At 34.2% G+C, this 26,095-nt stretch carries 26 protein-coding genes; 15 read left to right on the forward strand and 11 right to left on the reverse strand.

Annotated elements, in window-relative coordinates:
* The first annotated feature begins 57 nt into the window (after positions 1-57).
* The 3 genes from BM371_RS01120 to BM371_RS01130 all read left to right on the forward strand — a co-directional run bounded on the left by BM371_RS01120 (position 58) and on the right by BM371_RS01130 (position 4,533).
* Positions 58-1,749, forward strand: a complete 1,692-nt coding sequence (locus BM371_RS01120; RefSeq protein WP_034674830.1) for a sodium:solute symporter family protein — start codon at positions 58-60, stop codon at positions 1,747-1,749.
* A gap of 27 nt (positions 1,750-1,776) precedes the next feature.
* Positions 1,777-2,295: a DUF2911 domain-containing protein gene (locus tag BM371_RS01125; protein WP_034674833.1), complete on the forward strand. Its 519-nt coding sequence runs from the start codon at positions 1,777-1,779 to the stop codon at positions 2,293-2,295.
* A gap of 240 nt (positions 2,296-2,535) precedes the next feature.
* The gene (locus tag BM371_RS01130; protein ID WP_051882683.1) at positions 2,536-4,533 is read left to right on the forward strand and encodes a PAS domain-containing sensor histidine kinase; all 1,998 of its coding nucleotides are present in this window, start codon (positions 2,536-2,538) and stop codon (positions 4,531-4,533) included.
* Between the two features lie 163 nt (positions 4,534-4,696).
* Here BM371_RS01130 and BM371_RS01135 read toward each other — a convergent pair whose 3' ends face one another.
* The gene (locus tag BM371_RS01135; RefSeq protein ID WP_034674835.1) at positions 4,697-5,008 is read right to left on the reverse strand and encodes a hypothetical protein; all 312 of its coding nucleotides are present in this window, start codon (positions 5,006-5,008) and stop codon (positions 4,697-4,699) included.
* A gap of 312 nt (positions 5,009-5,320) precedes the next feature.
* Here BM371_RS01135 and BM371_RS01140 point away from each other — a divergent pair, with 312 nt between their 5' ends.
* From BM371_RS01140 to BM371_RS01150, 3 genes are all read left to right on the forward strand, one after another.
* The gene (locus BM371_RS01140; protein ID WP_051882685.1) at positions 5,321-7,441 is read left to right on the forward strand and encodes an ATP-binding protein; all 2,121 of its coding nucleotides are present in this window, start codon (positions 5,321-5,323) and stop codon (positions 7,439-7,441) included.
* A gap of 141 nt (positions 7,442-7,582) precedes the next feature.
* Positions 7,583-9,079 (forward strand): PAS domain-containing sensor histidine kinase, encoded by a 1,497-nt coding sequence (locus tag BM371_RS01145; RefSeq protein WP_034674838.1) that lies wholly within the window; start codon positions 7,583-7,585, stop codon positions 9,077-9,079.
* Between the two features lie 11 nt (positions 9,080-9,090).
* Complete coding sequence (locus BM371_RS01150; protein ID WP_051882687.1) at positions 9,091-9,447, forward strand: response regulator transcription factor; 357 nt, start codon at positions 9,091-9,093, stop codon at positions 9,445-9,447.
* A gap of 37 nt (positions 9,448-9,484) precedes the next feature.
* Here BM371_RS01150 and BM371_RS01155 read toward each other — a convergent pair whose 3' ends face one another.
* Together BM371_RS01155 and BM371_RS01160 are read right to left on the reverse strand one after the other, a co-directional pair.
* Positions 9,485-9,874, reverse strand: coding sequence for a response regulator transcription factor (locus BM371_RS01155; RefSeq protein ID WP_034674843.1), 390 nt, complete (start codon positions 9,872-9,874; stop codon positions 9,485-9,487).
* Positions 9,875-10,100: 226 nt separating this feature from the next.
* Positions 10,101-10,400 (reverse strand): hypothetical protein, encoded by a 300-nt coding sequence (locus BM371_RS01160; RefSeq protein WP_034674846.1) that lies wholly within the window; start codon positions 10,398-10,400, stop codon positions 10,101-10,103.
* Positions 10,401-10,577: 177 nt separating this feature from the next.
* Between BM371_RS01160 and BM371_RS01165 the strand changes: the two genes are divergently transcribed.
* Positions 10,578-10,865, forward strand: a complete 288-nt coding sequence (locus BM371_RS01165; protein ID WP_034674849.1) for a hypothetical protein — start codon at positions 10,578-10,580, stop codon at positions 10,863-10,865.
* Positions 10,866-11,047: 182 nt separating this feature from the next.
* Here the strand turns inward: BM371_RS01165 and BM371_RS01170 are convergent, their stop codons facing one another.
* From BM371_RS01170 to BM371_RS01185, 4 genes are all read right to left on the reverse strand, one after another.
* Positions 11,048-11,845 (reverse strand): hypothetical protein, encoded by a 798-nt coding sequence (locus BM371_RS01170; protein WP_034674850.1) that lies wholly within the window; start codon positions 11,843-11,845, stop codon positions 11,048-11,050.
* A gap of 7 nt (positions 11,846-11,852) precedes the next feature.
* Positions 11,853-12,083 carry a hypothetical protein gene (locus tag BM371_RS01175; RefSeq protein WP_034674853.1) on the reverse strand — a complete coding sequence of 77 codons (231 nt, stop codon included), beginning with the start codon at positions 12,081-12,083 and terminating at the stop codon, positions 11,853-11,855.
* A complete protein-coding gene (locus BM371_RS01180; protein ID WP_228423567.1) occupies positions 12,076-12,417 on the reverse strand; it encodes a cupin domain-containing protein in 342 nt (113 codons plus the stop codon). The genes BM371_RS01175 and BM371_RS01180 overlap by 8 nt, the downstream gene beginning before the upstream one ends.
* A 134-nt stretch (positions 12,418-12,551) precedes the next feature.
* Complete coding sequence (locus BM371_RS01185; RefSeq protein ID WP_034674855.1) at positions 12,552-12,770, reverse strand: hypothetical protein; 219 nt, start codon at positions 12,768-12,770, stop codon at positions 12,552-12,554.
* Positions 12,771-13,232: 462 nt separating this feature from the next.
* On the opposite strand from BM371_RS01185, the gene BM371_RS01190 reads away from it, so the two are divergent.
* Positions 13,233-14,330: a calcium:cation antiporter gene (locus BM371_RS01190; RefSeq protein ID WP_034674858.1), complete on the forward strand. Its 1,098-nt coding sequence runs from the start codon at positions 13,233-13,235 to the stop codon at positions 14,328-14,330.
* A 44-nt stretch (positions 14,331-14,374) separates the two neighbouring features.
* Here BM371_RS01190 and BM371_RS01195 read toward each other — a convergent pair whose 3' ends face one another.
* Genes BM371_RS01195 through BM371_RS20865 form a run of 3 tightly spaced genes read right to left on the reverse strand, consistent with a single transcriptional unit; the run spans position 14,375 to position 17,848 of the window.
* Positions 14,375-16,642, reverse strand: a complete 2,268-nt coding sequence (locus tag BM371_RS01195) for a glycosyltransferase (protein WP_228376719.1) — start codon at positions 16,640-16,642, stop codon at positions 14,375-14,377.
* Between the two features lie 45 nt (positions 16,643-16,687).
* Positions 16,688-17,716, reverse strand: coding sequence for a glycoside hydrolase family 130 protein (locus BM371_RS01200; protein ID WP_034674860.1), 1,029 nt, complete (start codon positions 17,714-17,716; stop codon positions 16,688-16,690).
* Positions 17,717-17,848, reverse strand: coding sequence for a hypothetical protein (locus BM371_RS20865; RefSeq protein WP_262486408.1), 132 nt, complete (start codon positions 17,846-17,848; stop codon positions 17,717-17,719).
* 163 nt (positions 17,849-18,011) lie between these two features.
* Between BM371_RS20865 and BM371_RS01205 the strand changes: the two genes are divergently transcribed.
* The 7 genes from BM371_RS01205 to BM371_RS01235 all read left to right on the forward strand — a co-directional run bounded on the left by BM371_RS01205 (position 18,012) and on the right by BM371_RS01235 (position 25,330).
* On the forward strand, positions 18,012-18,572 hold the full coding sequence (locus BM371_RS01205; protein ID WP_074958522.1) for a helix-turn-helix domain-containing protein: 561 nt from the start codon (positions 18,012-18,014) through the stop codon (positions 18,570-18,572).
* 482 nt (positions 18,573-19,054) lie between these two features.
* Entirely contained in the window at positions 19,055-19,324 is a 270-nt protein-coding gene (locus BM371_RS01210; RefSeq protein ID WP_034674864.1) for a hypothetical protein, read from the forward strand.
* A 55-nt stretch (positions 19,325-19,379) separates the two neighbouring features.
* A complete protein-coding gene (locus tag BM371_RS01215) occupies positions 19,380-19,874 on the forward strand; it encodes a CinA family protein (RefSeq protein WP_034674865.1) in 495 nt (164 codons plus the stop codon).
* A gap of 674 nt (positions 19,875-20,548) precedes the next feature.
* Positions 20,549-21,979 (forward strand): TolC family protein, encoded by a 1,431-nt coding sequence (locus BM371_RS01220; protein ID WP_051882691.1) that lies wholly within the window; start codon positions 20,549-20,551, stop codon positions 21,977-21,979.
* A 12-nt stretch (positions 21,980-21,991) separates the two neighbouring features.
* Complete coding sequence (locus BM371_RS01225) at positions 21,992-22,987, forward strand: HlyD family secretion protein (RefSeq protein WP_034674867.1); 996 nt, start codon at positions 21,992-21,994, stop codon at positions 22,985-22,987.
* Between the two features lie 34 nt (positions 22,988-23,021).
* Complete coding sequence (locus tag BM371_RS01230; protein ID WP_228376720.1) at positions 23,022-24,188, forward strand: ABC transporter permease; 1,167 nt, start codon at positions 23,022-23,024, stop codon at positions 24,186-24,188.
* Positions 24,185-25,330 (forward strand): ABC transporter permease, encoded by a 1,146-nt coding sequence (locus BM371_RS01235; RefSeq protein ID WP_034674870.1) that lies wholly within the window; start codon positions 24,185-24,187, stop codon positions 25,328-25,330. The genes BM371_RS01230 and BM371_RS01235 overlap by 4 nt, the downstream gene beginning before the upstream one ends.
* 15 nt (positions 25,331-25,345) lie before the next feature.
* On the opposite strand, the gene BM371_RS01240 is transcribed toward BM371_RS01235, so the two are convergent.
* A complete protein-coding gene (locus BM371_RS01240) occupies positions 25,346-26,095 on the reverse strand; it encodes a succinate dehydrogenase/fumarate reductase iron-sulfur subunit (protein ID WP_034674872.1) in 750 nt (249 codons plus the stop codon).

Raw genomic sequence — 26,095 nt, forward strand, 5'->3', positions numbered from 1 at the left:
AGCAGCTGCATTAGTATTCCAGATCGCATTTTATTATTTGTTTACTAAATTCTGGGCATGAGCAATATAGACTGGACCGTTCTCATTTTTACATTGGTTGCGGTGGTTGTTTACGGCGTATTCATCGGTCGTGGACAAAAAAGTAACGAATCTTACCTGAAAGCAGATAATAAAATGCCATGGTACATTGTGCTCATCGGTATTATGGCTACACAGGCGAGTGCCATTACATTTCTTTCAGCACCGGGACAGGCGTATACAGACGGAATGCGTTTCGTTCAGTATTATTTTGGTCTGCCTTTGGCGATGATTGTGATCTGCATTACTTTCATTCCGATTTTTCAACGTTTAAATGTCTACACGGCCTACGAATATCTGGAAAACCGATTTGATAAAAAAACAAGGGTGCTCACCTCGATGCTTTTTCTTTTTTCCAGAGGTTTATCGACAGGAATCAGTATCTACGCTCCAAGTATCATCCTTTCAAGTGTTTTGAACTGGAATATTTATTTGACGAATGTTTTGACAGGTGGAATTCTTTTAATTTATACTTATGTCGGCGGTGCCAAAGCGATTGCTCACACCCAGAAATTACAGTTTTTGATTATTCTCGGTACCATGGCTTTTGCGTGTTATCTCCTGATTCAAAATATGCCGAATGGAATTGGTTTCAAAGATGCGCTTTACCTTGCGGGAAAATCAGGAAAGCTCAATGTAATCACTACAGAATTTGACTGGAAAGATAAATACAATATCTGGAGCGGATTGATCGGCGGTTTCTTTCTGGCGCTTTCTTACTTCGGTACAGACCAGAGTCAGGTAGGAAGATATATCACTGCGAAAGATAATACGAACGCGAAGATGGGCTTGCTATTGAACGGTTTGGTTAAAATTCCGATGCAGTTTGCTATTCTACTGATCGGTGCTTTGCTTTTCGCTTTCTTTTCTTTAAAACCGGCTCCGATTTATTTTAACGAACGTTCTTATCAACATTTAAAGGAAACCAAACCTGAACAGGCTGCGGTTTTTGAAAAAGAACATCAGGATTTGCAAATAAAATTTAATGCAGAATCAAAAGAAATTTTGAAACTGAAAGAAACTCAATCTCCCCAACTTAAAAAAACAATTCAGGATTTTAAAAAGACACAAACACGGGTAAAAGCTCTTCACGGAAAGGTAGAAGAAGCAATCAATAACTCAAACTACAATGCGGAGAAAACGGACACCAATTATATTTTCCTGTATTTCGTAAAAAATACATTACCTGTAGGAATGATAGGTTTACTGTTTGCCGTCATTTTTCTCGCCAGCTGGGGTTCAATTTCGGCAGCACTGAATTCCTTGGCCTCCTGTTCATTAAAAGATGTTCATTTAATATTTAAAAAAGAAATTCCTGATGATGCAACTGAATTGAAATATAGTCGCCTTCATACTTTAGCTTGGGGTATATTCTCCATTGGCATAGCCATGTTTGCAACGCAGATGGGTTCTCTAATTGAAGCAGTCAATGTATTGGGTTCTCTTTTCTACGGTCCGATACTGGGGATTTTTCTTGTCGCATTTTACTATAAAAAAGTCGATGGAAAGAATGTGTTTATTTCTGCAATTTTATCGGAAATTACAGTCATTGCCGTTTATCAGTTTGATATCGTTTCTTTCCTTTGGCTTAATGTAATCGGGGCAGCGGCAGTCATTATATTTTCGGCAATAGGTTTACTGTTTTATAAGAAGAAAGCAGTAAATTCGTAAATAAATAAACAATCAAACAAAAATATTATGAAAGCAATGATTAAATCTGCTACCGTACTTTTTGCTGCAATGACAATTTCAGTAAATGCTTTTGCACAAGAAACTAAAAAACCTGCAAGTCCGGCGGCTACGGCTACAGGAAAAATTAAAGATGCAAACATTACAATAGCCTATAGCAGTCCTTCTGTTAAAGACCGTAAAATCTGGGGTGACTTAGTAGCTTATGATAAAGTTTGGCGTGCGGGTGCCAATGAAGCAACTACTTTCGAAACTGATAAAGATATTACCGTTCAGGGTAAAAAACTGGCTAAAGGTAAATATAGCTTTTTCTTAATTCCAAAGGCTTCCGGAACCTGGACTGCAATTTTTAACAAAGAAGCAAAACAATGGGGTTCTTATGATTACAAAGAAGCACAGGATGCCTTAAGAGTTGATGTTAAAACAAAGGCTTTACCCACCAAACAGGAAACTTTAGTATATAAAGTAAACAGCAGCGGATTCACAATGGATTGGGATAAAATTTCAGTTCCTGTAGAAATAAAATAAATTTTAAAATATAAGTGATTAAAATCCCGTTAGTGCGGGATTTTTTGTTTAAAATTTGATGCTTTATCAAAGATTACTATTGAAGGAATTTTAAACTGTTTATCTCAAACAGCGTCTTTCAAGAACCCTGACGAGCGCAGCATCAAAGACATTTATCGATGATTTAGTTCGATTGAGTCAGACTAAACAAGAAGTGAAAAGCGTATTAAAATTAAATTTCTTTCCATAAATTTGCTGTTTATGAATTCCGAAAAACGCCCTATTAATTTTAGCTCTGATCTGATTATTCAGGCACTCGCTACCTCTCCTGCACCGACGTCAATTTACTCCGGCGAAAATATGATCATACAGTTTGCGAACGCAGGAATGTTAGCGCTTTGGGGCAAAGATTCTTCGGTTATAGGAAAACCTTTGATTGAAGCTATTCCGGAACTGCACGGGCAACCGTTTTTAGATATATTGAAGGAAGTCTGGCGTACCGGTAAAACGTATTCAGTATCTGATGCTCCTGCCACGTTGATAAAAAACGGGATTGAAACGCTTGATTATTTCGATTATGAATATAAAGCGCTTGTTGATCATAATAACAAAACATGGTGTATACTAAATACAGCCCTTGAAGTGACCTCGAGACGTGAGTTCTTGCAACAAATTCATGAAAAAGAAGAAAAAGAGCAGGTTCTGAAAGAGCAAATGGCAGCAACACTTGAAGAATTAACCGCAACAAATGAAGAGCTCAACTACTCAATAAAGCAGCTTGCCTACAGCAGGGAATATATTCGGACAATCATTGAACAGGCTCCGGTTGGTATTGCCATGCTGAAAGGACGTGAACATATTATTGAAATCGCCAATCCGGAAATCCTTAAAATTTGGGGACGTAAAGAATCGGAAGTAATAGGATATTCCCATGAAGATGCCCGCCCGGAACTAAAAGGGCAGCCTGTGAATGCTTGGCTAAAAGAAGTCTATGAAAGCGGAAAACCAAGAATTAATTCTGAATTTACCGTTAAATTACGTAATAATGACGGATTACGGGAAGCGATCGTCAATTCAATTTATCAACCTATTTTTTCTGATGACGGAGATATTGAAGGGGTGCTTGTCATTTTAGAAGAAATCACCAAGCAAGTTTTGGAACGCAGGAAAAATGAGAATGACCAGCAAATGTTGGCACTTGCTATAGACGCAGGCGAACTTGCCACTTTCTATTATCAGCCGGCAACAAATCTCTTTTCCGGAAACAACCTCCTCAAAACTTGGTTTGGGCTTTCATCTCATGAAAATATTGACCTTTCTCTAGCACTAGCAGTCATCTTACCAGAAGATAGAGACAGGGTGAGTGCTGCAATCACGCAATCTCTTAGTAAAGATTCTGATGGGCATTATTTCATAGAATACAGAATTCAAAACAGTACTGATAAAAAGGTAAGACTGCTTCAGGCAAACGGAAGAGTCTTCTACGATAAACAGGGAAATCCGCTTAGTCTTAACGGTACTTTAAGAGATATTACGGAACAAAAGAAAGAGGAACAGCGAAAAGATGATTTTATGGGAATGGTAAGCCATGAACTGAAAACTCCGCTTACTTCTTTAAAGGCATATCTTCAGATTTTGCAGCAGATGGGAGTGAATATAGAAACTTCAAAGCAACAAGGAATGCTTGAAAAATCGTTAAAACAGGTAGATTATATGAACAATATGATCAATGGTTTTCTCAACGTATCCAGACTTGATTCTGCGCAGATGTACATTGATAAAACAGTTTTTGATTTCCACTCTTTACTGTCGGAAATTGAGGATGAGGTTCTCTCAACAACACGTACACATCAATTCTTATTTAAATCGTCCACAAAAACATTATTATCAGGAGACCGTGAAAAAATAGCACAGGTACTTCACAACCTTATTGGTAATGCAATTAAATATTCGCCTTTAGACTCACTGATTACAGTTGAGTATGTAAAAATCGGAGAAAGTTTAAAAGTAAGTGTTAAAGATGAGGGTAAAGGTATTTCGTCCGAAGACCAGGAACGAATTTTTGAACGTTATTATCGTGTAAAAGAAATTAAAAAAGGATCTGTAGCAGGTTTTGGTATCGGTCTTTATCTTTGTAAAGAGATCATCGAACTGCATAACGGAACTATTGAAGTGCAAAGTTCAGAAACAGACGGTAGCGTATTCTCGTTTTATCTGCCATTGAACGATTCTGAAAAAACTGTTCAGCAAATAAAATAGAAAGGTTTAAATAATGAACCCAAACTTTTGAAATTTTAAGCAGAAAATTATTCTGCGTAATGATTTTTTGGCATTTTTATTGTTAAAGTGGTATTAACCAAAAACCACTCATTTATAAATTTACTTTTTTAAACCTCCTTATCACAAGGAGGTTTTGTTGTATTCAGCCTTTGTATACTTCGGTGACAATTCCATCTGCAATAATTCCTGAATTGTCAGAAAGTTGAAAATCCATGCCTTTGTATAATTTTTCAAGAAATGGCTCGGCATTCATTAAAGTGATATTTACAGACGCCAGATCTCCCGGAAAAATTAAATCTGTATCTGCAAAGTTCTGTATTGCTATATAAGAATTCAATTCAAAAGGAAATTTAATTTCCGAGCGGTATCCTGTTGAAACAGGCGTAATAAGACCACCTCTTTCTGTAGAAAAATAATTAATTTGAGCTTTAAAGTGTAAAAGATGTTTCTCCATGGCAAAATAATCTGGCAAATATATGAGTTTACTGATCTTAGCAGAGTCTCATAATTATTTATTTCATCAAATTTATAATAAATAAAACGGCATATCTATAAATCAGATTCTGATTCTACAACAATGGTATAATCTTGGATGATCAGTTCGTCATTTAAATTGATTACATTACAAAAATCATCCAGAATAATTTAATGAAAAATAGCATGGTAACAATCTTTGAGTATGTTGATATTTTACTTAAATTTTTCAAAAAATTACTCAATAATACCATATATTTACCTTAAGAATTAATTTTTTTCTACAATCAATATGATTGAAAACAGTTTCAACAAAAATATTTTGCCCGATAATGAGGCAGATCGTCTACAAGCTTTAGAGCACTACAAAATTACAGATACACCGTCTGAAAAAAGTTTTGACAGCATATGCAGACTTGCCGCAAAGACTTTTGGTGTACCCATTTCCCTTTTGTCAATTGTTGATGCGGAATCGGTATTTTTTAAGTCCAACATCGGCATGGGCACGAAAAAAAAAGCTTACCGGGGAGATAGTTTATGTGCGCTTGCAATTCTTGATGATCAGGTTACCGTATTTGAAGATGCATTAAAAGAACCTTGCCTTTTAACTAATCCTAATGTAGTTGGTGATTTCGGACTGAGGTTTTATGCTGGTGCGCCATTGATAACCCATGACGGATACCTGATTGGAAGCTTGTGTATCATTGATAAACAAAAAAGAACATTTTCCCAGAAAGACAGAATGATTTTGGAAGGTTTTGCAGAGATTGCGATGGATCAAATTGAACTAAGGCGCTCATCAATCGAAACTATCGAAAAACTCGCAGGAGCTCAAATAAACATCAAAAATGCGGTCAATGAGCTTGCTGCTGTTAATAGTAAATTAGAGTTGAAAAATGAAGAACTCAAAACAGTTAATAACAAGCTTCAAAAATCTTTCGACCTTACAAAAACCCTCAATTCCGATCTTGAAATAAGCGAACAGAGGCTGAAGTCTTTCATTAGCAAAGCACCCATAGCCTTCGGTATTCTTAAAGGTGAAAATATGATCATTGAACTTGCCAATGATATGATTCTGAAGATTTGGGGCAAAACTTCTTCCGTCATAGGAGTTCCGCTTGTAGAAGCAATGCCCGAACTGAAAGATCAGCCATATCCTAAGCTTTTGGAAAATGTTTACAAAAGTGGTGAAACTTTTATTGGAGACACTGCCTACGTAAAAATGGAATCAGATGGAGTAATGCGAGATTGCTATTTTGATTTTGTTTATGAACCTTTAAAAGATCATCAGAATAAAACATTTGCCATCATTGTAATTGCCAATGAGGTGACAGAGAGAATCAGCAATAAGCTGGAGCTTGAAGAACTTAATCGTCAGTTTGAAATAGCACTTCATGCAGGGCAGTTGGGTTCATATAATTTAAACATTAAAACAGGCGAGATGACCTGTTCAGAAATTTGTAAGAGCAATTACGGTCGGCTTGCAAATGAAAAATTTGACTTTGCGGATCTTATAGAATGTATCGAACCTGAGTTTAAAGACATGGTTGCAGAAAAAGTTTCGGAGTCAATAGCCAACAAAACGCAATACAATGCAGAATACCTGATAAAATGGCCCGACGGATCGCTCCACTGGATGAGTGCTTCCGGTCTTCCAGGTTGTGATGCAGAAGGAAATGTTACAAACATGATTGGTGTAACTGTAGACATCACAAAAAGAAAAAATTATGAAGTTCAAAAAGATGACTTTTTAAGTATTGCAAGTCATGAACTCAAAACTCCGATCACCAGTCTTAAAGCTACTGTGCAGTTATTATCAAAACTTAAATCAAATCCGGAGCATCCCATCATTCCTAAACTAATCGATCAGGCTGATAAAAGTACAGATAAGCTGAGTACACTCGTCGACGATCTTCTGAATATGCATAGGATAAGCGAAGGAAAACTGAAACTTGAAGAAAGCCATTTCGATTTAGCAACAATGATTGAAAATTGCTGTAATGAAGTTGGTATGACAGGCAATCATTATTTTAAAATAATATCTGATGGTGTTGCAACAGCTTATGGAGATGAACAAAAGCTGGAGCAGGTGGTTCTTAATTTTATTAACAATGCGATAAAGTATGCACCACAGTCTGATGAAATTGTAATCTCTATTGAATGTGAAACAGACAATTTTAAAATCAGTGTAACAGATCAGGGAGAAGGGATCGATCCTGCTATTCAGCCTAAATTATTTGATCGTTATTTCAGAGCCAGTCATGACGGAAGAAAGTATAGTGGTTTGGGATTGGGACTTTACATTTCATCAGAAATTGTTACAAGGCATGGCGGAGAGATAGGTGTTATAAGTAAAGTAGGTGAAGGAAGCACCTTTTGGTTTAGCATTCCTGCAAAAAAAGAATTATTATAAAATATCAATCATTTGTGAATTTTTAATTTTGTATAGTAAAGGCATACAATTTGTGTAAATAAAATCAGGTTTTACAGGTCTATTAATATCCCAGGAATGATAGAATGTAATTAAATCTTATTTTAAGCGTGAAAAACAATTATGAGCGATTTATTAAACATATATATCCAGGCATTGGATTCCGCAAATTCAGGAATTATCATAACCGATAATACCCAACGGGATAATCCAATCATCTATTGTAATAAAGCATTTGAAAAAATAACAGGCTACAGTCATGACCAGATTATAGGTCACAATTGTCGCTTTTTACAGGCTCAGGATCGTTCACAGGATGAAAGGTTTTTGATTAAAAGCTGTATCGAGCAAGGAAAAGACTGTCGTGTTGAAATCAGAAATTATAAAAAAAACGGTAAATTATTCTGGAATGAACTGTATATATCACCGGTGAAAAATGAAAAAGGTGAAATCACAAATTTTATAGGTGTACAAAACGATATTACTGATAGGAAAAAGTCAGAACACGAATTAAGAGAAGAAAAATCGTCCATCGAAAAGAAAATACTGGAAAGAACTAAAGAACTGGTAGAAAGTGAAGCCTTCCTTTCAAGTATTATTCAGACAGTAAGAGAAAGCTTGTTGGTGTTGGATACGAACTATATTGTCCTCAGTGCAAACAATCATTTCCTGAATTCTTTCAAGGTTTCAAAGGAAGAAACTGTGGGCAAGCTTTTATTTGAATTGGGAAATCATCAGTGGAATATTGAAACATTAAAAGAGCTTCTTACAAAGATACTTCCAACCAATAATCCTGTCATTGATTATGAAGTTGAACACGTTTTCCCACATATCGGAAAAAAGGTGATGCTTCTTAATGCATATCGCATCGAATTTGAAGGACAGTATAAGGACAGAATACTCATTGCGATTGAAGATATTACTGAAAAAAAGGAAACCGATAGAAGAAAAGATGATTTTCTGTCTATTGCAAGTCACGAACTCAAGACACCATTAACTACGATAAAAGGTCTCATTCAGATATTGCAGCGTATGGTTCCGCCTGACAGTAGTGATAAGTTTGAAAACACCTTAGATAAGGTTGCTATGTATGTAGATCGGCTTAATGATTTAATATCTGATCTTTTGGATACTTCCAAAATACAATCAGGAAATATAGAACTGCATAAAGAGGAATTTGATATAGATTCTGCAATCGCTGAAACGATAGATAATCTTTCTTTAGCTGCACCTAATCATACCATAACTTTAAATGGTAAAACCGGAGTGGCGATTATGGGAGACGAACTACAGATTTCGCAGGTACTGAATAATCTAATCTCAAATGCCATTAAATATTCTCCTGGTTCAGATAAAGTAGATGTCTACATTAGTAAAGTAGGAAATTTTGTTAAAGTTTCTGTTCGTGATTACGGAATGGGAATCAGTGCGCAGGATAAAAGTAAAATTTTTGAACGTTTTTTCAGGGTTAGAGATATTCAGAAAAAATTTCCAGGTTTAGGAATTGGTTTATATATTTCGCACGAGATTATTGCAAACCACAACGGAACTTTGTGGGTAGAAAGTGAAATAGGCGAGGGTTCTACATTTAGTTTTACACTTCCAATACTCAATAAGTAAATAAAATGAGCATGAAAACAATTATGGTTTGTGATGACGATCAGGGTATTGTCGATGTATTAGAAATACTTCTTGATGCGGAGGGGTTTAATGTTATTACAGAAATTAACAGTACAAATCTGCTCAAAAAGATTGAGGTTCATAAGCCCGATCTGCTTCTTCTGGATCTGTGGATGCCTTTGCTGTCCGGAGATCAGGTTCTTAAAACAATTCGAAATACTGAATCTATAAAAAAACTGCCCGTTATTGTATTGTCTGCAAGTGTTGACGGCTCAGATATCGCCGAAGATGCGGGAGCGAATGATTTTGTTGCCAAGCCATTCAACTTAGACGATATCATCAATAAAATTAAGGTTTTCTTATATTAGTTTATGTTTTGTACCATAAGCCTACTGTGATTTATAATTACGCTAACGTTTTTCTTTGAGAAGATTTGTCTAAAAGCAGGTTTATTTTAGAAACAATTTCGTTCATATCAAAAGGTTTGGCGATGAAAGAGTCTGCACCGGCTTCAAATGCAATGTCATCACCCTCTACGCTCGCTGAAAAAACAATGACAGGTATATCTTTAATCTCTTCAATAGATCTGATTGATCTTAATATCTGTTCGCCGGAAAGAAGAGGCATCCATAAATCTAATAATATCAGATCTGGTTTATTTTCACATATTCTGGTAATAACCTTCGTGCTGTCGATCTCAGTAATGGCAGTGAATTCCTGCATTTCCAGCATGATCTCCAAAACATCGAGTATTCCCTGATCATCATCGCAAACTAGGATTTTCTTATTCTTCATTATATCAGTTTTTAGGTTGGGAATGCCAACAATTTAATTGATTTCAATAGCAAAAATAATTCCATTTTATCACATAAGAGTTAAAAAGATTGTATTGATGTGTTTTTATTAATAAAATTAATATTTTAATGCAGTGAAATCTTTCACAATATCAAACAAGATGTTAACTTTAAGCATTAATCTTGTAATTCAAAAATTATCAAACACGAATAACCATTTATGAATTCTATAAAATTTCAATATTTCTCCGATCTTTTGCGGCTTTAACGACCTCTTCAATCTTTTCGAAATCGGTATTGATCGAAATTTCATAACTGTTTGCCAAAAAGAGCGTTACAAATCCTTTTGTATTATGACTTACAAAAGCAATCTGATCAACATTTACAACAATTGGCTCTGCAATTTCCGATAGGTGCAGAGTATAATTTATTTTAAAAATGCTATGAATTATAGTATGATTGATGTGTATCAATCCTGAACTTGTCGTGTATATTTTGGGTGACTGCAATAATAAATCTTTGATCAAATATAGAATAAAAATTTTCTCTGAAAAGATGGTGTGGTATTAATAATATTTTTAAAATTTAAATAAATTGAAAAAAAGATTTTAGATTAACTTAAATCTTTTTAAACATTAATCAAAAAAAGATGATTAAATTATCAGTATCTTTATCTACTTGTGCATTTTTTAAAAATTTATGGCATGGATAAACAGATGCTGAGACTGAAAAACCTGATTGATCAATATCTCTATAAATCAAAAGAAGATATAGCGAAAGTTTTTGCAAAACCTTTAAAAAAATCTGACGGTTATGCATGGTCTTATAGGGAATTCTCATTAGGTCTTTTTACTTATGAAACCATTTTTATATTTGATGAGGACATTGTAGTTGACATTGTAATCTGTAAATATTTTCTGTGGATCGAAGTCAGAAATACCTTTTATTTTGAAGGACAAAAACCCGAATATCGAAGAATCGATCTTTGGTAGCAGATTCGTGATGTATTTGTGAATTGAATTTGAAATAAACTTAATAGGATGCGGTAATACTTTTGAAGATTGTTCATGCTAAAATAGCTTCTGATTGCCAGCATTACTAACTGAACCTTTTTCGTAATATGCCCATTTATGCAGTACAAAATCAATGCTTGCAGCGGGTTACAACGGTGTACTTAAGAATGCTTTTCTTTCATTTTTCTGTTGATCCATCTTTTGGATGAGGTATATTCTGATCGTAGTGGATACATACCGCCTGAAAATATATATAGTAAGTTGTTCCAGAAATTATTTTTCCTGTAGAATTCATGACTGTAGCTGGCTAATATTTTTAAGTATTCTTGTTCATATTCCTTTGCTTCCTGTAATGTGTAGTTTTCCGGAATATCTTTAATGATATCCATAGCAGTTTGGTTAAAGATTTTAGGCGAAGATTTTTGTATAAAGTCCAATTCAATCCTGCACATTCCGATAAGTGGAGCGAGTAAAGAAAAAATTTCATCATAAAAGTTACAAATATTTACCTTCAATGATAATCTTTCTTCTTCTGGTAAAATCTGGGTAGCTAACTGAATGAGTTTTTTGTGGCTTTTTTCCAATTCATCTGTATAGGTTTTGTTTTGCTGCCAGAATATAGGTGTATTGATTTTATATTTCTTGATAATAGTTTCCAGTATATATTCAAACTGTATTCTGACATATTTTATATTTTCGCTCAGGTCTTCTAAAACAGACTGCCACAGATTATGTTGGCTTAGTCTACAGTATGTACTAAATACCAATCTTGATCTGTTGTTAAGTTTCTGTAATTCTTTTAGCATTCTAAGAATTTCCTTTGCATCCCTTTCCAGGGTGATATTGGCGTTTCTAATATAGAATAAAGCAACAAACTGTGAATAATAGGCTCTTCTTGAAATATTTTTTTTATTTCTGAGTCCCAATTTGCTTTTTGGATGCTTAGTTAATTTTTTCATCAGAGTTTTATTGTAAATCTTTTTTATTAATGATCCCTTTTTCAAAGGATTTTTGCTGTATTTTAAGAGAAATAAGATATTGTCTTAAATCTTTGCTCGTGATATTTTTCTCTTTCGCAGAAAAAAAGAGTGGAGTTTCATCTAGAAGTTTATACAGTTCAGGAAATTCTTTTTGAATTTCAACGGTTTTTTTTAATATCTTTTTTGTTAAAATCGATATGATATTTACATTATTCATAGCCGCTTTTTATTATCGTTATTATCATCTTAAAGCGTTTATTTCCTTTTATAGAATGAGATTTGTGGGCAGGAATGATGATGAATTCACCTTCTTCCATAAAATAAGAATCTCCGTCTATAATGATTTCTGTTTTACCGTCAATAATTTGTACAAGAATGTCAAAAGGAGAAGTTTTTTTAGACAATCCCTCTTTTTCATCAAACGATAAAACACTGATATTGCCTGTCGGTTTTTCCAGTATCGTCCTACTGATTACAGAATTCGTTATGTATTCTATAATTTGATGGATATGATATACTTTTGATTTATCAAGTTCTTGATGATTCATCATAGTTTGTTTAAATATGAAAGATTAGAATCTATTGTAAATAAAAGGGACAGAACTTTCTATATCCCATCCCTTTTTACAGTTAAGCCTTGATAAATATATCTTTATCATAAGTTTTAGCTGTTCTTGAAAACAATTTATGAAAGATTGATTTCTTTGATAATATTGAGAACTTCTTCACGGTTTTTTCTTAATCTGTTTCCGATTCTTTCAAGCATTTCCTTTTCTTTACCTGCTTCAAATTTCAGATCATGATCCGTTAATGTTGAGAATTTTTCTTTCAGTTGTTTTGACTGTTCCTTCCAGTCTCCTGGAATTTTAAAAGATTTTTCGCTTTTATTGTGGTTTGTGTCCATAAGGAGGATTTTAGTGTAGCTTCATTGCTACAATACAAAGTTGGGTGTTTAATAATCTATTGCATTATAGATTGTTTCTTTTATGTTGCAGATATCACACTTTTACAAAAATTACAGATTGTTTTGAATATCTGAGATAGGGTGTTCATCAGCAGGAAAAGTTGGTGATTGCGACGAAGTAACGAAAGTTATTGAGCTTTAGGAAATAATTACAAATTTAAAATACAACTGTATAATTCTAAATAAGTGATTGATTATTCGTACCTTGCTGAATAACTATATTGAACTGATGATCCGGACTCTCAGTTCCTGTCATATTCTCTTCTTTTCATTATTTAATATTTCCGGTATTTTTATCTCTAGCCTGTTTCAAATCATCAATAAAACTGTTTTGAAAAGGAAAATATAAAGCTCTTGATTTCCTCCAAAGGACAATTCAATTGTAATTTATTAAGGTTTTTTATGAATATAAAAAAATATTTATGGATGTGGACGTTTTTGGTTCCTATCCTGGCGTGGCTCTCTTATGCAGGAAACTCTGTTTTTTCTTCAGGGTATTACTCTGTGATTCTTACTTTATTTTTGATAGGAAGTGTTTTGGCTTCAGTGTATCATTCCGAAGTCATTGCCCATCGTTTAGGAGAGCCATTCGGAACTTTACTTCTGGCATTTGCCATCACGGTTATAGAAGTAGGACTTATTATTTCCATCATGATGGGAGCAAAAGGTTTAGAAACCATTACACTTGCCAGAGATACGGTTTTTGCTGCAGTGATGATAATCCTTACCGGAATCATTGGTAGCTGTATTGTGATAGGTTCCTTAAGATATAGAGAACAAAGCTTTACACTACAGGGTGTGAGTACGGCACTGATTACGCTTACCTCTGTTATTATTTTTGTGCTTATTCTGCCCAATTATACGGTAAGTCATCTTGGAGGCGAATATACATCCTTCCAACTGCTTTTTATCGCCTTGATTTCTTTAGGACTTTATCTCGGATTTACCATGATCCAAACGTTTAGACACCGAAGTTTTTTCATTTCTCCACAAAATAAAATATCCAAGAATCTGTCTGTACAAAGTAATAATGAAATGATTTCCCGGAAACAACTGTATATAAGCTGTATATTGTTAATATTATCCCTGGGAATAGTCGTTTTTCTGGCAAAGCTTCTTTCAAAGGATGTAGAACATATCGTTGTTTCGGTTGGAGCTCCAAGGTCGCTTGTAGGTATCATTATTGCAGGTATTGTTCTCCTTCCGGAAGGACTTGCTGCATTTAGAGCAGCAAAAAGTGATGAAATTCAAACCTCATTAAATCTGGCTTTTGGTTCAGCTTTGGCAAGTATCGGACTGAGTATTCCGGCGATTGCCATTATATCTGTAATAACCGGTATAAGAATGACCCTGGGAATAGATATCAAATCAACAATACTTTTAGGGCTATCGCTTTTTATAATCACCGTTTCACTGGCAACAGGCAGAACCAACATCATGCAGGGAATTGTATTGATCGCTATTTTTTTAATTTACCTTTTTATTACGATAGTTCCATAAACGACTGTATATCAATATCTAAATATAGCGGTAATTAATGGCGGTTATTTTGAAAAACAAAGCCTTGCCATGAGATAGCTTACTGTTGATTCCGCTCCCTGATTGAGATTCACATTTTTCTCTTCAAGCCCGTCATAACATCCACCTGTTGCAGGGTTATAAATAATCTGATGCAAATGATTTTTTCCTAAAAACCAACTGAAAGCATTTACCATCATCTGCGAATATTTTTCATCCTTAAAGACTTTGTAAAATGTAGATAAGGTTAGTATGGTATAAGCAACATCAATAGGCTGTTCACCACCAATTGATTCTGTACTTTTAACCGTTTCTTTCTGCAGCCATCCTTTGTTGGATATTACTTTGATGCCTCCTTTAATAAATATTTTAGAAAGCAAAAACTTGAATGATTCATTGGCAACCTGTTTATACATTTCGTCTTGGGTTGTGATCCATGCACACAATAGAGCTTCAGGGAGTACACTGTTTCCATAAGTCAGGTAGCTTTCAAACCAATGCCAGTCTTTATGTTTTTCATGCTGATACATTTTTACCAGCCGATTGGCCAGTTTTTTCAATAATGGAATATTGCTTTCAGAGTTTTGATAATGCAAGCCCTTTATGATAAAAGCCATTGCTCGGGTAGAATGAATGCTCTCAATAGATGAAAGACTTTTTTCAATGATAGAGTCTGCTTCATCCGAAAACTGTTGTGGTAAGATTGTTTTTATTGAAAGAAGATATCCCAGTGCCCAGATAGCCCTTCCATTGGAATCTTCAAGATTGGTCTCATAATTCTGCTTTGCAAATTCCTTGTGTTGGTTTATATAATTGAGGAAACTTCCATCCGGCTGTTGGCAAAACTTAATAAGCTCCAGGTACGTTGAGATTAAATCAAGGTCAGATTCATCTCTGTTCAGTTCATAATGTCTGCAGGCTACAATCATAGCACGGGCATTATCGTCCAAAGTATACCCGGAATCTATATCAGGTTTGTTGATTTTAGAAAACTGGATCATCCCGAAATCTGTTGTCATATTTTTGATATGGCTTAGATTGATCATGGGGAATGTATAATGTAATGTCATTTTATCTTTGCTGAATTGTTGAAATAATAGGGCGTGTGAAATAGATGAATTCTCCCAAGCCGTGGGAGCCATTTTTTCCAAACTATTTGATCGTAATTTTTCCTGTACGATTTCATTTTCAAGTAGTCTATTCACGGCAGCAGCGAGCTGTTTAGGAGCTTCAAAATCAATAATGATTCCCAGATCTTCATTTAATATTTCCAAGGCATGGGGAATAGGAGTGGAAACGATAGGACACCCACAACTGATAGCATAAGAGAAGGTGCCGCTTACTGCCTGGTTTCTGTCTTTTGAAGTGAAAAGATAGATATTGGTCAATTGAAGATAGTCTAATAACTCATCCAATGGCAGGTATTTGTTGATAAAGTAAGTATGCTTTTCCAGATGGAGTCTCTTAACAGTATCATGCAAAAAAACACGGTACTTTTCACCTTCATATTTAATGATACCGGGATGCGTCTTTCCAATAATCAGAAACATGACATCCGGATTTTCGGAAATAATTTCAGGCAGAGCTTCTAAGGTAGTTTCAATATTTTTCCCCGAGCCCAGCAAACCAAATGTTGAAAGAACTTTTTTATCTTTAAATCCGTATTTCGCTTTCAGTGAAATTTTATCGATAAATGGCAATAAATGGGTACCGTGGGGTATCATTGTAATTTTATCAGATGAAATATCATAATCATTGACCAGAATATCCGCAGAAATACCAGTCATCACAATAATAGATTTTACCAAACGGCTTATTTCTTTTACCTTTTCTTTTAATTCCCGATCCGGTTTTGGCAAAACGGTGTGAAAAGTAATGATAATATCTTTTTCTATATTTTGAAGAAAAAGCAGTAATCCGTTTTTAGCTTCAGTGAAAAATCCGAACTCATGCTGAAGCATAACCATTTGAATATTGTCATTTTTGTTGATTTTATCAGCCAGCTCCAAATAAGAAATTGCATCAGATGTATTTAAGCGATATTCTGGATTTTCTTCATATTGAAAGCTTTCATCTTCAGTTTCCATTGGGCAGATAATGATGCTAAATGAATCTCTGAATTTTAACTTAAGGGATTGTATCAAATCATGACAATACGTTGCAATACCACACACCTTAGGAGGAAAAGTACTTATAAAGATAATTTCAGGTTTATAATTAATTGTGCTTTTGTTATTTTGGACAGATTGTCTTTTTGTCTTTTCCTCCACGTCTGAGTTTATATTTTTATTCATATTGATATCTGTTTTGAAGTCTGACATTCTGTATGGAACAGTCTATTATAATTTGTACTGTAGTAATTCTTTCAGTAATTCACGGATACTTAAAGAAGCAACAGCAATTCTTTTATCTGCAGCTCCATAATAAATATGGAGTATATCTTCTTCTACGATAGCTCCTGTAGGGAAGCAGACATTGTTCACTTCTCCTTTCTGTTCCCATTCTTCTTCGGGTTTAAAAAGAGGATAAGGAAGTCTTGAAATTTCTTTTTCAGGATTGTCAAGATCCAGTAAAGCAGCACATGCGCTGTAAACATATCCATCGATGGTATCATGTACGCCATGGTATATCAAAAGCCATCCATGTTCGGTTTCTATTGGAGGACATCCTCCGCCAATATAGCTTACTTCATGCTCATATTGGGGAGATAATACAATATGTTCTTTAAAGTGAAGGAAATAATCTTTCCAGAAATCAGGATTCAGATCTTCCATATTTTCTATACCTGCAATTTGGATATCAGGTCTTATGCGATGAAGAAAATACAGCTTACCATTAATTCTTCTTGGGAAAAATATCACATTTTTATCCCATAGAAAGACCTCTTTATCCTTTTTATGAGTAGGCGGGAGTTTGTTGAAACGTCTGTACTTTTCTCCTATTTCACCTTGAGATTCTGATAAAAATCTAAACTTGTTGTACGGAATTTTGGGAACAATTATGCCCAATTTTTTCCATGATATAAGATCCTCTGATACGGCAAGGGCTCCCAGTGCATTAATCCCGTCATAACTGGTATAAGTAAGATAAAATAGATGATCGATTTTTACGATCCTTGGATCTTCAGCCCCATGTTTTTCATATTCAAACTCGGGAATGATCACCGGATTGCTCAGCCGGGTTTCTATAGTCTTATAATCTGATAATATACAGTACCCGATACTGGAGAAATTATTCTTGGCAAGGGCTCTGTAAAATAAATGTATTTTTCCGTCATCCTGAATGACTGCAGGATTTAAAACACCCTCACTCTCAAAGTCTAATGCTGTTTTTCTGAGTATAATTCCGTCTTTTTTCAGGGATACCATTTAGTTACCTGTATTTTGGGCTTCGTTTTCCCGATCTCTTCGTTTATTCATCTTATCTTCCCGCTTCTCTTTTGCTGATTTTGCGGGTGGAGTTTTACCTGATTTCTTTTTTCCGTCTTTTTCTTTTGACATTTTGAAATATTTTTTGTTAACTGTAAATTTCATTCATTAAAAAAGGAAAGCTTTGTAATAGTATTTTAATTTGTTGTATAAATCATAGATATTTCGGGTTTAATAGACTAACTTTGGGTAAATAGCTGTTAATGAAATAATTGGCGGTATAAACAGTAAGGAGATGAAGTTGTATATAAAATATATGGTAAGTTTGCGCTGCAAAATGGTTGTCCATCAGGAACTGGAAGTCTTGGGTATTAAAAATGCTGTTGTCGATTTGGGTACTGTAGAATTATTGGACGATATCACCGTCGAACAAAGACAAATTCTGAAAGAAAATTTACTTAAAACAGGACTTGAGGTATTAGACGATAAAAAAAGTATTCTGATAGAAAAAATAAAGAACGTAGTCATAGAAATGATTCATTATTCAGATGAACTTCCAAAAGAAAATTTCTCAGATTATATAAGTGAAAAATTAGGATATGATTATACCTATCTTGCGAATACTTTTTCGGAAGTGAAAGGAATGACGCTGCAGCATTTTATCATTATCAATAAAGTAGAAAAGGTAAAAGAATTGCTGTTGTATGATGAGCTCAATCTTACAGAAATCTCTTATAAACTTAATTACAGCAGTGTGGCCCATCTCTCCAACCAGTTTAAAAAGATCACAGGGCTTTCCCCCTCATTTTATAAGCAGTTAAAACAAAGACGTCTTGGAAATCTGGAAGACCTATAAAAGGTGGGATATATGTAAGATTATCCCGGATATATGTAGCTTAGTCTATACCGAAACGGCCATCTTTGTAGTGTAATAATCAGGGATTTATCGGATCCACTACAGTTTATGTGCAATTTAAGAAGGAAAATATAGTGAGTATTGGAAATATTCATCATACAACAATGTTGTTTTCCGGTTTTTGCAAACACTGTAATAGTAAATAAAGACTGAAAAAGCGAATATATACCATGATAAATAAATAGATTTAAGGATTCTCAACTTTAATAATGAGTATATTAAAATCTCTGTGAAATGGTAATCTTTTTTCAGAAGGTTTTAATTATTTAAGGATAGGAACCTATGGTTTCTGTCCTTTTTAACCATAAATGTGCAATAAATTTCAACTGAATCCATAAAAAGAAATCTGTTTGAATATGAATGAGTAAACAAAATTTTCACCTATAAAACAGACTTATCTTATTATCCTAAAACCAGAAGTAATGAAAACGATACAGCTTTTTCAGTTTAAGAATTCCATTTCCCGGAAGCTTCCTTTTTTTAAGGAAGAATGCAGATTAGATAATTTAAATGATTTAATGACCTATGATCTGATGAACACCGAAAAAGTGACTGAATTCATTATTGAGGTTCATGATGATTTTATTTTTGAAGAGATGACCAAAAAAGATCTTTTTTCAATGTGCGAAAATGCAAAGGAAATGATTGAGCATTATTTTGTAACAACAATGAATGATTATGACGTTATCTGAACATTGATTCAGCAGTGTAAAAAGCTTTTTAGATTAACATTAAATATTAGATGCAATGAAATTTCAGCAAAGTTTACTTGATTATATCAGTACTTCACTCATTACAATGAATGAAAAAGTATCTATAGCAGAAAGCATAACTTCGGGATTAATACAGCTGGCTTTTTCCCAGATGCCTAATGCGAAGCTGTTTTACAAAGGAGGAATAACAACTTTTACAGTACCTGAAAAAGTTAATTTTTTAAATATCAACAGGATTGAAGTTGAAGAAAATGGCTTTGAAACCCAGAAAATGGCCGATACAATGGCTGTAAAGGTTGCTGAATCATTTGCAACAGATTGGGGAATTGCTTCTACGGGATATGCTGCGTCGGTAAGAAATTCGGGATTTAAAGTGTATTCATTCTGCTCATTTAGTTACAAAGGCGAGATCGTTCTTTCAAAACGCATAGAGCTTCCTAATAAGACTCAGGCATTAGATTCGCAGTTATATTATACTGAATTTATTTTAGGGTGTTATAAAAGTGCACTTAATCAAATATTAATTTAAAAATATATTCATTTATTCTCGGTTCAAAGAAATGTATTTTCAATCTTTTATCTTCATCAATTATTTTGTAGATCTCTATGACATTCCAACTCTGTAAAATTCCTTGTCAACCATTTATTTGGTTTTACATACTTTAAAGATTATGAGATTCTAAATTTTTAAAAATTATCTCTATAAATCTAATTTATTTTTGATAAGAATAAAAACGGCGCCACTTGAAGACAAGTGGCGCCGTTTGGCTATAGGTGAACTTGATAGAATTCTATTCAACTATTTAATATTAGATATAGAGAATATTTTGAAAATATTAAATGACATCTGAGTTATACTTTGGTATAAACAAATCAATCAAAAATTCTGTAGTTGTATTTAAAATTTTTCTTATAAATAAAATGATAACGTAATTAATTTTGAACATATAATCTTCTATATATTCTAAAAAGTCTATTAAAATTAGACTTGATACATTCAAGTACATTGTACTATTTTTAAATTATGAATATCATATCAAAATGTAATTATTATTTATATTCTGATGATTTTTAATTATCTTTAAAGAAATGAAAATTCATAAAATTTAATGATATCAATTGGGTTTTTATTTTTATTATTTTCATTTATAGAAATTTGATTATTAATTATTTGAGGTTTTTTTCACGGAAAATTTTAAAATTATGAAATTCAGGAAAATTCTACTTGCTTCACTTCTGATTTTTTTTTCCAAAATGCTTTGTCAGCAATATACATTGAAACAATGTATAGAAAAAGGAAAACAAAATAATGTCATTATAAAACTGGCGGAGCAATCTTTGGAAACCCGGGAAAAGCTTCTGCAATCCAACAAAAACAACAGTCTTCCGAAAGTAGATTTTCTTGGGGGTTATAATTATATCGGAGAACCTATCAAAGTAAATCTCCAACAGGTAAAAGACGGAATTGTAGAAGGTTCAGCAAATCAGAGTGTGTATTCTGCCAATGCAGCGTATCAACAGATTACGGGAAACCAGCTTTCACAACAGGTTCAGGATGTGATTTATCAGACTTCGAAAGACATTATCAGTGCAGTTTATCCCAACTATAATCCTGCAATTACAAAGCAAAGTTATTTTTTAGCCGGAATTTTATTGCGTCAACCCATTTATTTAGGTGGAAAATTAAATGCCACAAAAGAGCTTTCAAAACAACAGGTAGAAAGCGGGAAAGCAAATCTGGAGTCTTCTCAGGATCTTACAGCTTATAATATTTCTTTAAATTACATTCAGGTGATGTATCTGAATTCGATGATTAAAAAGCAAGAAAAGATTGTAGAATCACTTGAAAATAATGAAAAATATGCACAAAGCCTTTTAAAAGCAGAAATTATTCCACCTTATCTGAAAAACTGGTCAAACATTACAAAACTTCAGGGTGAAACTAATCTTAAAAACCTTAAGCTAGAAAAAGAAAATGCACTGTTAACATTGAAAGACTTGATGGGAGTTTCTCTTGATGAGCCACTGGAAATCAGCGAAGAGTTGAATGAAAATGTTGATGTTCCTAATTTTTCTTCGTCAGAACAAAATGCAGACTTAAAACTATTATTAAGCAAAAAGAAAGAAGCCGAAACTACTCACAATATTACAAAATCGCTTTCAAGACCCAATATTTTTGCGATTGGTAATTATCAGTTTTTCAGAAATGATCTTCCGTTGATTACTCCGCCCTGGTTGGTTGGGATAGAAATGCAATGGACGCTTTTTGACCCTGAAAGAAAATCCAGAAACCTGGCTTCACAATCTTTAATAAAAGAAGCCGATCTTTTAATCAATCAAAAGCAAAAATCGGTGAATTTGGCGACCAAAATTTCTGAGAATAAATTAATAAGCTTTAAAGAGCAGAACGAAACATTCGATGCTGCAAGAAAACAGACGTATACCACGACTGAAATGGTAAGGAAAAGAATGGAAAACAGTTTGTCTTCTGTAAAAGATGTGAACGATGCTTTGCAACTTCAGTACGAAGCCGAAAAACTATATTATACTTCTTTAGTTGCCTATCAAACGGTGATTGCGACTTATTTTTACATTACCGGAAACGTCGAAAATATTACCAACTACATCCCTTAAACTGATAACAAAATGAAAAACTTTATAAAAAATTACTGGGCGGTTTTCATTCCAATTATTGTACTGGTTATTGCTCTGATTTACCTTCTCCAAAATAAATCCTCCGAAAACAACAAAGAAACGGTGATAGGAATGGTAGATGCCGAATTTGTAGATGTTTCTGCTTCTTTGCCGGGAAGAGTGATTGAATTATTGGTAAAAGAAGGAGACAATGTAAAAGAAGGAGAAGTGGTAGCTCAAATGAAAACTTCTGAAATCGAAACAATTCAGGCTCAGGTTTCAGAAGCTGTAACGGTTGCCCAAAATCAATTGGATAAAATCAATCGTGGAGTAGAACCTGAAGTTTTAAAGTCTGCAGAAAATCTACAGCAGATCGCTAAACAGCAGATGGATTTGATGAATAAAACCTACACCCGTTTTCAGAATCTCTATTCAGAAGGTGTAATTTCAGGTCAGGAAAGAGATGTTATTTATTTTAAATATAAAGCAGCACAAAAAGAACTGGAAACAGCAAATCTGAATGTTCAACTTCTACAACGTGGAAATAATCAGGAACTTAAAAATTCGGCTCAAGCTATTCTAAATCAGGCAAAAGGTGCCGATCAACTTGCTCAGGAAATAAAAGATAACGCATCAATAAAAGCACCCGCTTCTGGAAAAATTTCTACAATGATTTCTAATAAAGGCGAAATGGTAAATGCAGGTTATCCGATGATGACAATTCAGAAAGACAATTCTTTTTTTGTGAAATTTAATCTCCGCCAAAATCAAATGACCAAAATTGATAAAGGAAGTATAGTAAAAATGAAAATCCCGGGTTGTTTGCCGGAAGAAATAAAAGGTACTGTTGTAGAACTAGCTCCGGCTTTAGGTTATGCAGACTGGGTTCCTGAAAAACAAAATGGCGAATTTGAACTAAGAACTTTTCAGATAAAAGTAAAACCGGAAAATATGAATTCAATAAAAGGGCTTCGATCAGGAATGACTGCACAGCTGGTTTTTGATTAAAAAGTATTCTTTTAATTCAGAAAAATTAAAACAATTGAAAACCATCAGCCAAATCATGATACGTGAATGGAAACGAATTTTTTCGATTCCTAATTTTTATGTGGTTTTGTTAGTTATTCCACCTATTATTTTTCTTTTTTACGGATTTATTTATCAGAAACAATTTGCGAAAGAGCTTCCGATGGCAGTTTGGGACGAAGATCAATCTTCTGTTTCTCGAACGTTGACCGATATGATGGAACACAATGAATTTATTCAGTTTACTCAAACGGTTTACAGTAATGCGGAAATTGAGAAGTTAATGCAGGAAGGAAAGATTTTCGGAGCCGTACATTTTCCAAAAAACCTGGAATCGGATGCTAAGAAAAATCATCAATCCAATATCACGCTTTACACCAACGGTGCTTATCTGGTTCCTGCAAAAATGATTTATAAAGGTGCGGCTGAAGTTATTATCAAAGGCGGTCTTGCTGTTGTTCTTCAGAAAGCTGAAAAGCAAGGAATGCCCGCTGAGAAAGCAAACACTTTGGTACAGCCTATCAAACTCAATACGACAACATTATACAATCCTGATTTTAACTATCAAATGTATCTTACACCGGGGTTAATAACTGTTGGACTTCAAATGGCGCTGATTGTTGCAGCGGTTTTAATTTTAAATCTGGAATTTAAACGAAACACCATTGATGAACTTTTACAGATTTCGACATCATCTTCGCAGATTGTGATTGGAAAAATGCTCGCTCATCTTTGTATTTCGTGGATTCTTTTTGTGTTGGTCGCTTACGTTGTTTTTCCTGTTTATGAATTGGGGAAACCACAAACCGATTTTAATTTTTTCCTGATTTATACATTGATGTCTTTGGCGTGTATAGGAATTGGAATTATGCTTTCTGCAATTTCCAATAATCTTCTTTTTGTGACGGATGTTGCTTTGTTTTTCACATCGCCTGCGTTTGTTTTCAGCGGTTTTACATTTCCGCGATGGGCAATGCCTTGGTACGACCAGTTTTATGCGGATATAATGCCTTATACTCACTTTTTAGACGGATTCATAAAGCTTTACTTTATGGAACTTCCGTTATCTTATGCAACTCCGGAAATCGTCAAACTATTGGTTTTTATTGGAGTTACGTTTCCTTTGAGTATTCTGCTTTTTCAGAAGAAAATCAATCAATATCTTAAAGAAAATCGGGCATGAAAGAAGTTTTGCAAATATTGAAAAGAGAACTTAGAAACGTTTCAAAAGATTCGAGTCTGTTTCTGATTTTACTTTTGGCGCCGATTTTTTATGCGTTTATGTACGGAAGTATTTATCTGAATAAAGGTGAAGAAAAAGTAAAACTAGCATTGATTGATAACGACGGAACTGCGATTTCCAGAACATTGACCCAACAATTAAACTCGACTCCGATGATAGAAATTGTACCAAGTTCAAATATTTCTGAAGCTCAGGAAAAGATGTTTCGAGGAGAAGTTCAAGGTTATTTTTATATTCAGTCAGGTTTTGAAAAGAATATTTTTTCGCAGAAACAGGCAAATGTGAATTTAGTTCTTAATGCCTCAAGATTTTTACCTTCGAGCGATTTGTTGAGTACTGCTACAAAAGTTTGTCTTACCGTTGGAGCCGGCGTCAGAAAAACGTATTTTAACAAACAGGGAATGGGAGAGGATGAGTCTATGAAAATGACCAATCCGATTAATATGGATTATCGTCCGTTGTACAATTCCAGTATGACCTATGGTTCGTTTCTTTTGCCCGGTTTATTGGCGATTATTTTACAACAGACTCTTTTGATAGGTGTTGCAGCAGCATTTACTTCGGAAAGAGAAGAGAATAAATTGTTGAATCTTTATCAGGTTTCAAAGCAGAGCATTTCTAAAATGATTTTTGGGAAAAGTTTGCTTTACTTCATTGTGTTTATGATTTTCGGATTCTTCTTTTCGGTAGTGAATTTTTCAGTTTTTGATGTTGAAATTAGAGGAAACTATTTAGATCTTGCTGTCATTTCGGCATTATTTATTGCAACAATTATTGTTTTTGGAATTTTGATTGGCAGCTTCTTTAAAACTAAACTTTTTGCTTTTCAGGTGTTAGTATTTTCATCGTATCCCATCTTTTTGATCACAGGATATTCTATGCCTTATCAAGCGTTGCCAAGATTTGTTCAGATTTTATCCGATGCGTTGCCAACTTCTCCGTTTCTCAAAACTTATATTTCGATTGTACAATCCGGAGGTTCGCTTTCTGATAATCTCAGTTCCGTAATCCATTTGGTGGTTTTGTGGATTGTTTTTGAACTTCTTTTAATTCTCAGAATAAAATATTTGATTAAAATATAATTGTTTTAAACGGTTCTATTTCTTCCTAAAAAACAATGCTCTGCTGTATTCGTAATTCATTCTGGCAATATTTAAAACAGAAATTCCTTGTGGACATTCTACTTCACAAGCTTCAGTGTTGGAGCAGTGGCCGAAGTGTTCAGCATCCATTTGTTTGACCATATTTAAAACTCTTTCGCTTCGTTCTTCTTTTCCCTGAGGAAGCAAAACCATATGCGTGATTTTTGCTGAAGTAAATAAAGCGGCACTTGCATTTTTACAGGTTGCCACACAAGCTCCGCAACCAATACAAGCCGCAGAATCAAACGCTTCTTCTGCAGTTTGGTGAGTCACAGTAATTGCCGTTGCATCGGGAGCTTGACCGGTATTAATTGACACAAATCCACCAGAAGAAATAACCCTATCGAATGCAGAACGATCTACTTTTAAATCTTTTTTTACCGGAAAAGCTTCAGCTCGGAAAGGTTCAATCAAAACAGTTTCTCCATCTTTAAAGGAACGTAAATGAAGCTGACAGGTTGTGGTGTTTTTTAAAGGTCCGTGAGCCAAACCATTGATCATCATTCCGCATTGCCCGCAGATTCCTTCACGGCAATCGTGGTCAAATTCTACGGGTTCGTCTCCTTCAACGATTAATTTTTCATTTAAGGTATCAAGCATTTCAAGGAAAGACATATGAGGATTCAGTTCTTTTAAATCATAATTGACCAGTTTCCCTTCACTCTGATGATCTTTCTGTCTCCATATTTTAAGGTGCAAATTCAT

The sequence above is a fragment of the Chryseobacterium formosense genome, from assembly GCF_900116415.1.
Lineage (GTDB): Bacteria > Bacteroidota > Bacteroidia > Flavobacteriales > Weeksellaceae > Chryseobacterium > Chryseobacterium formosense.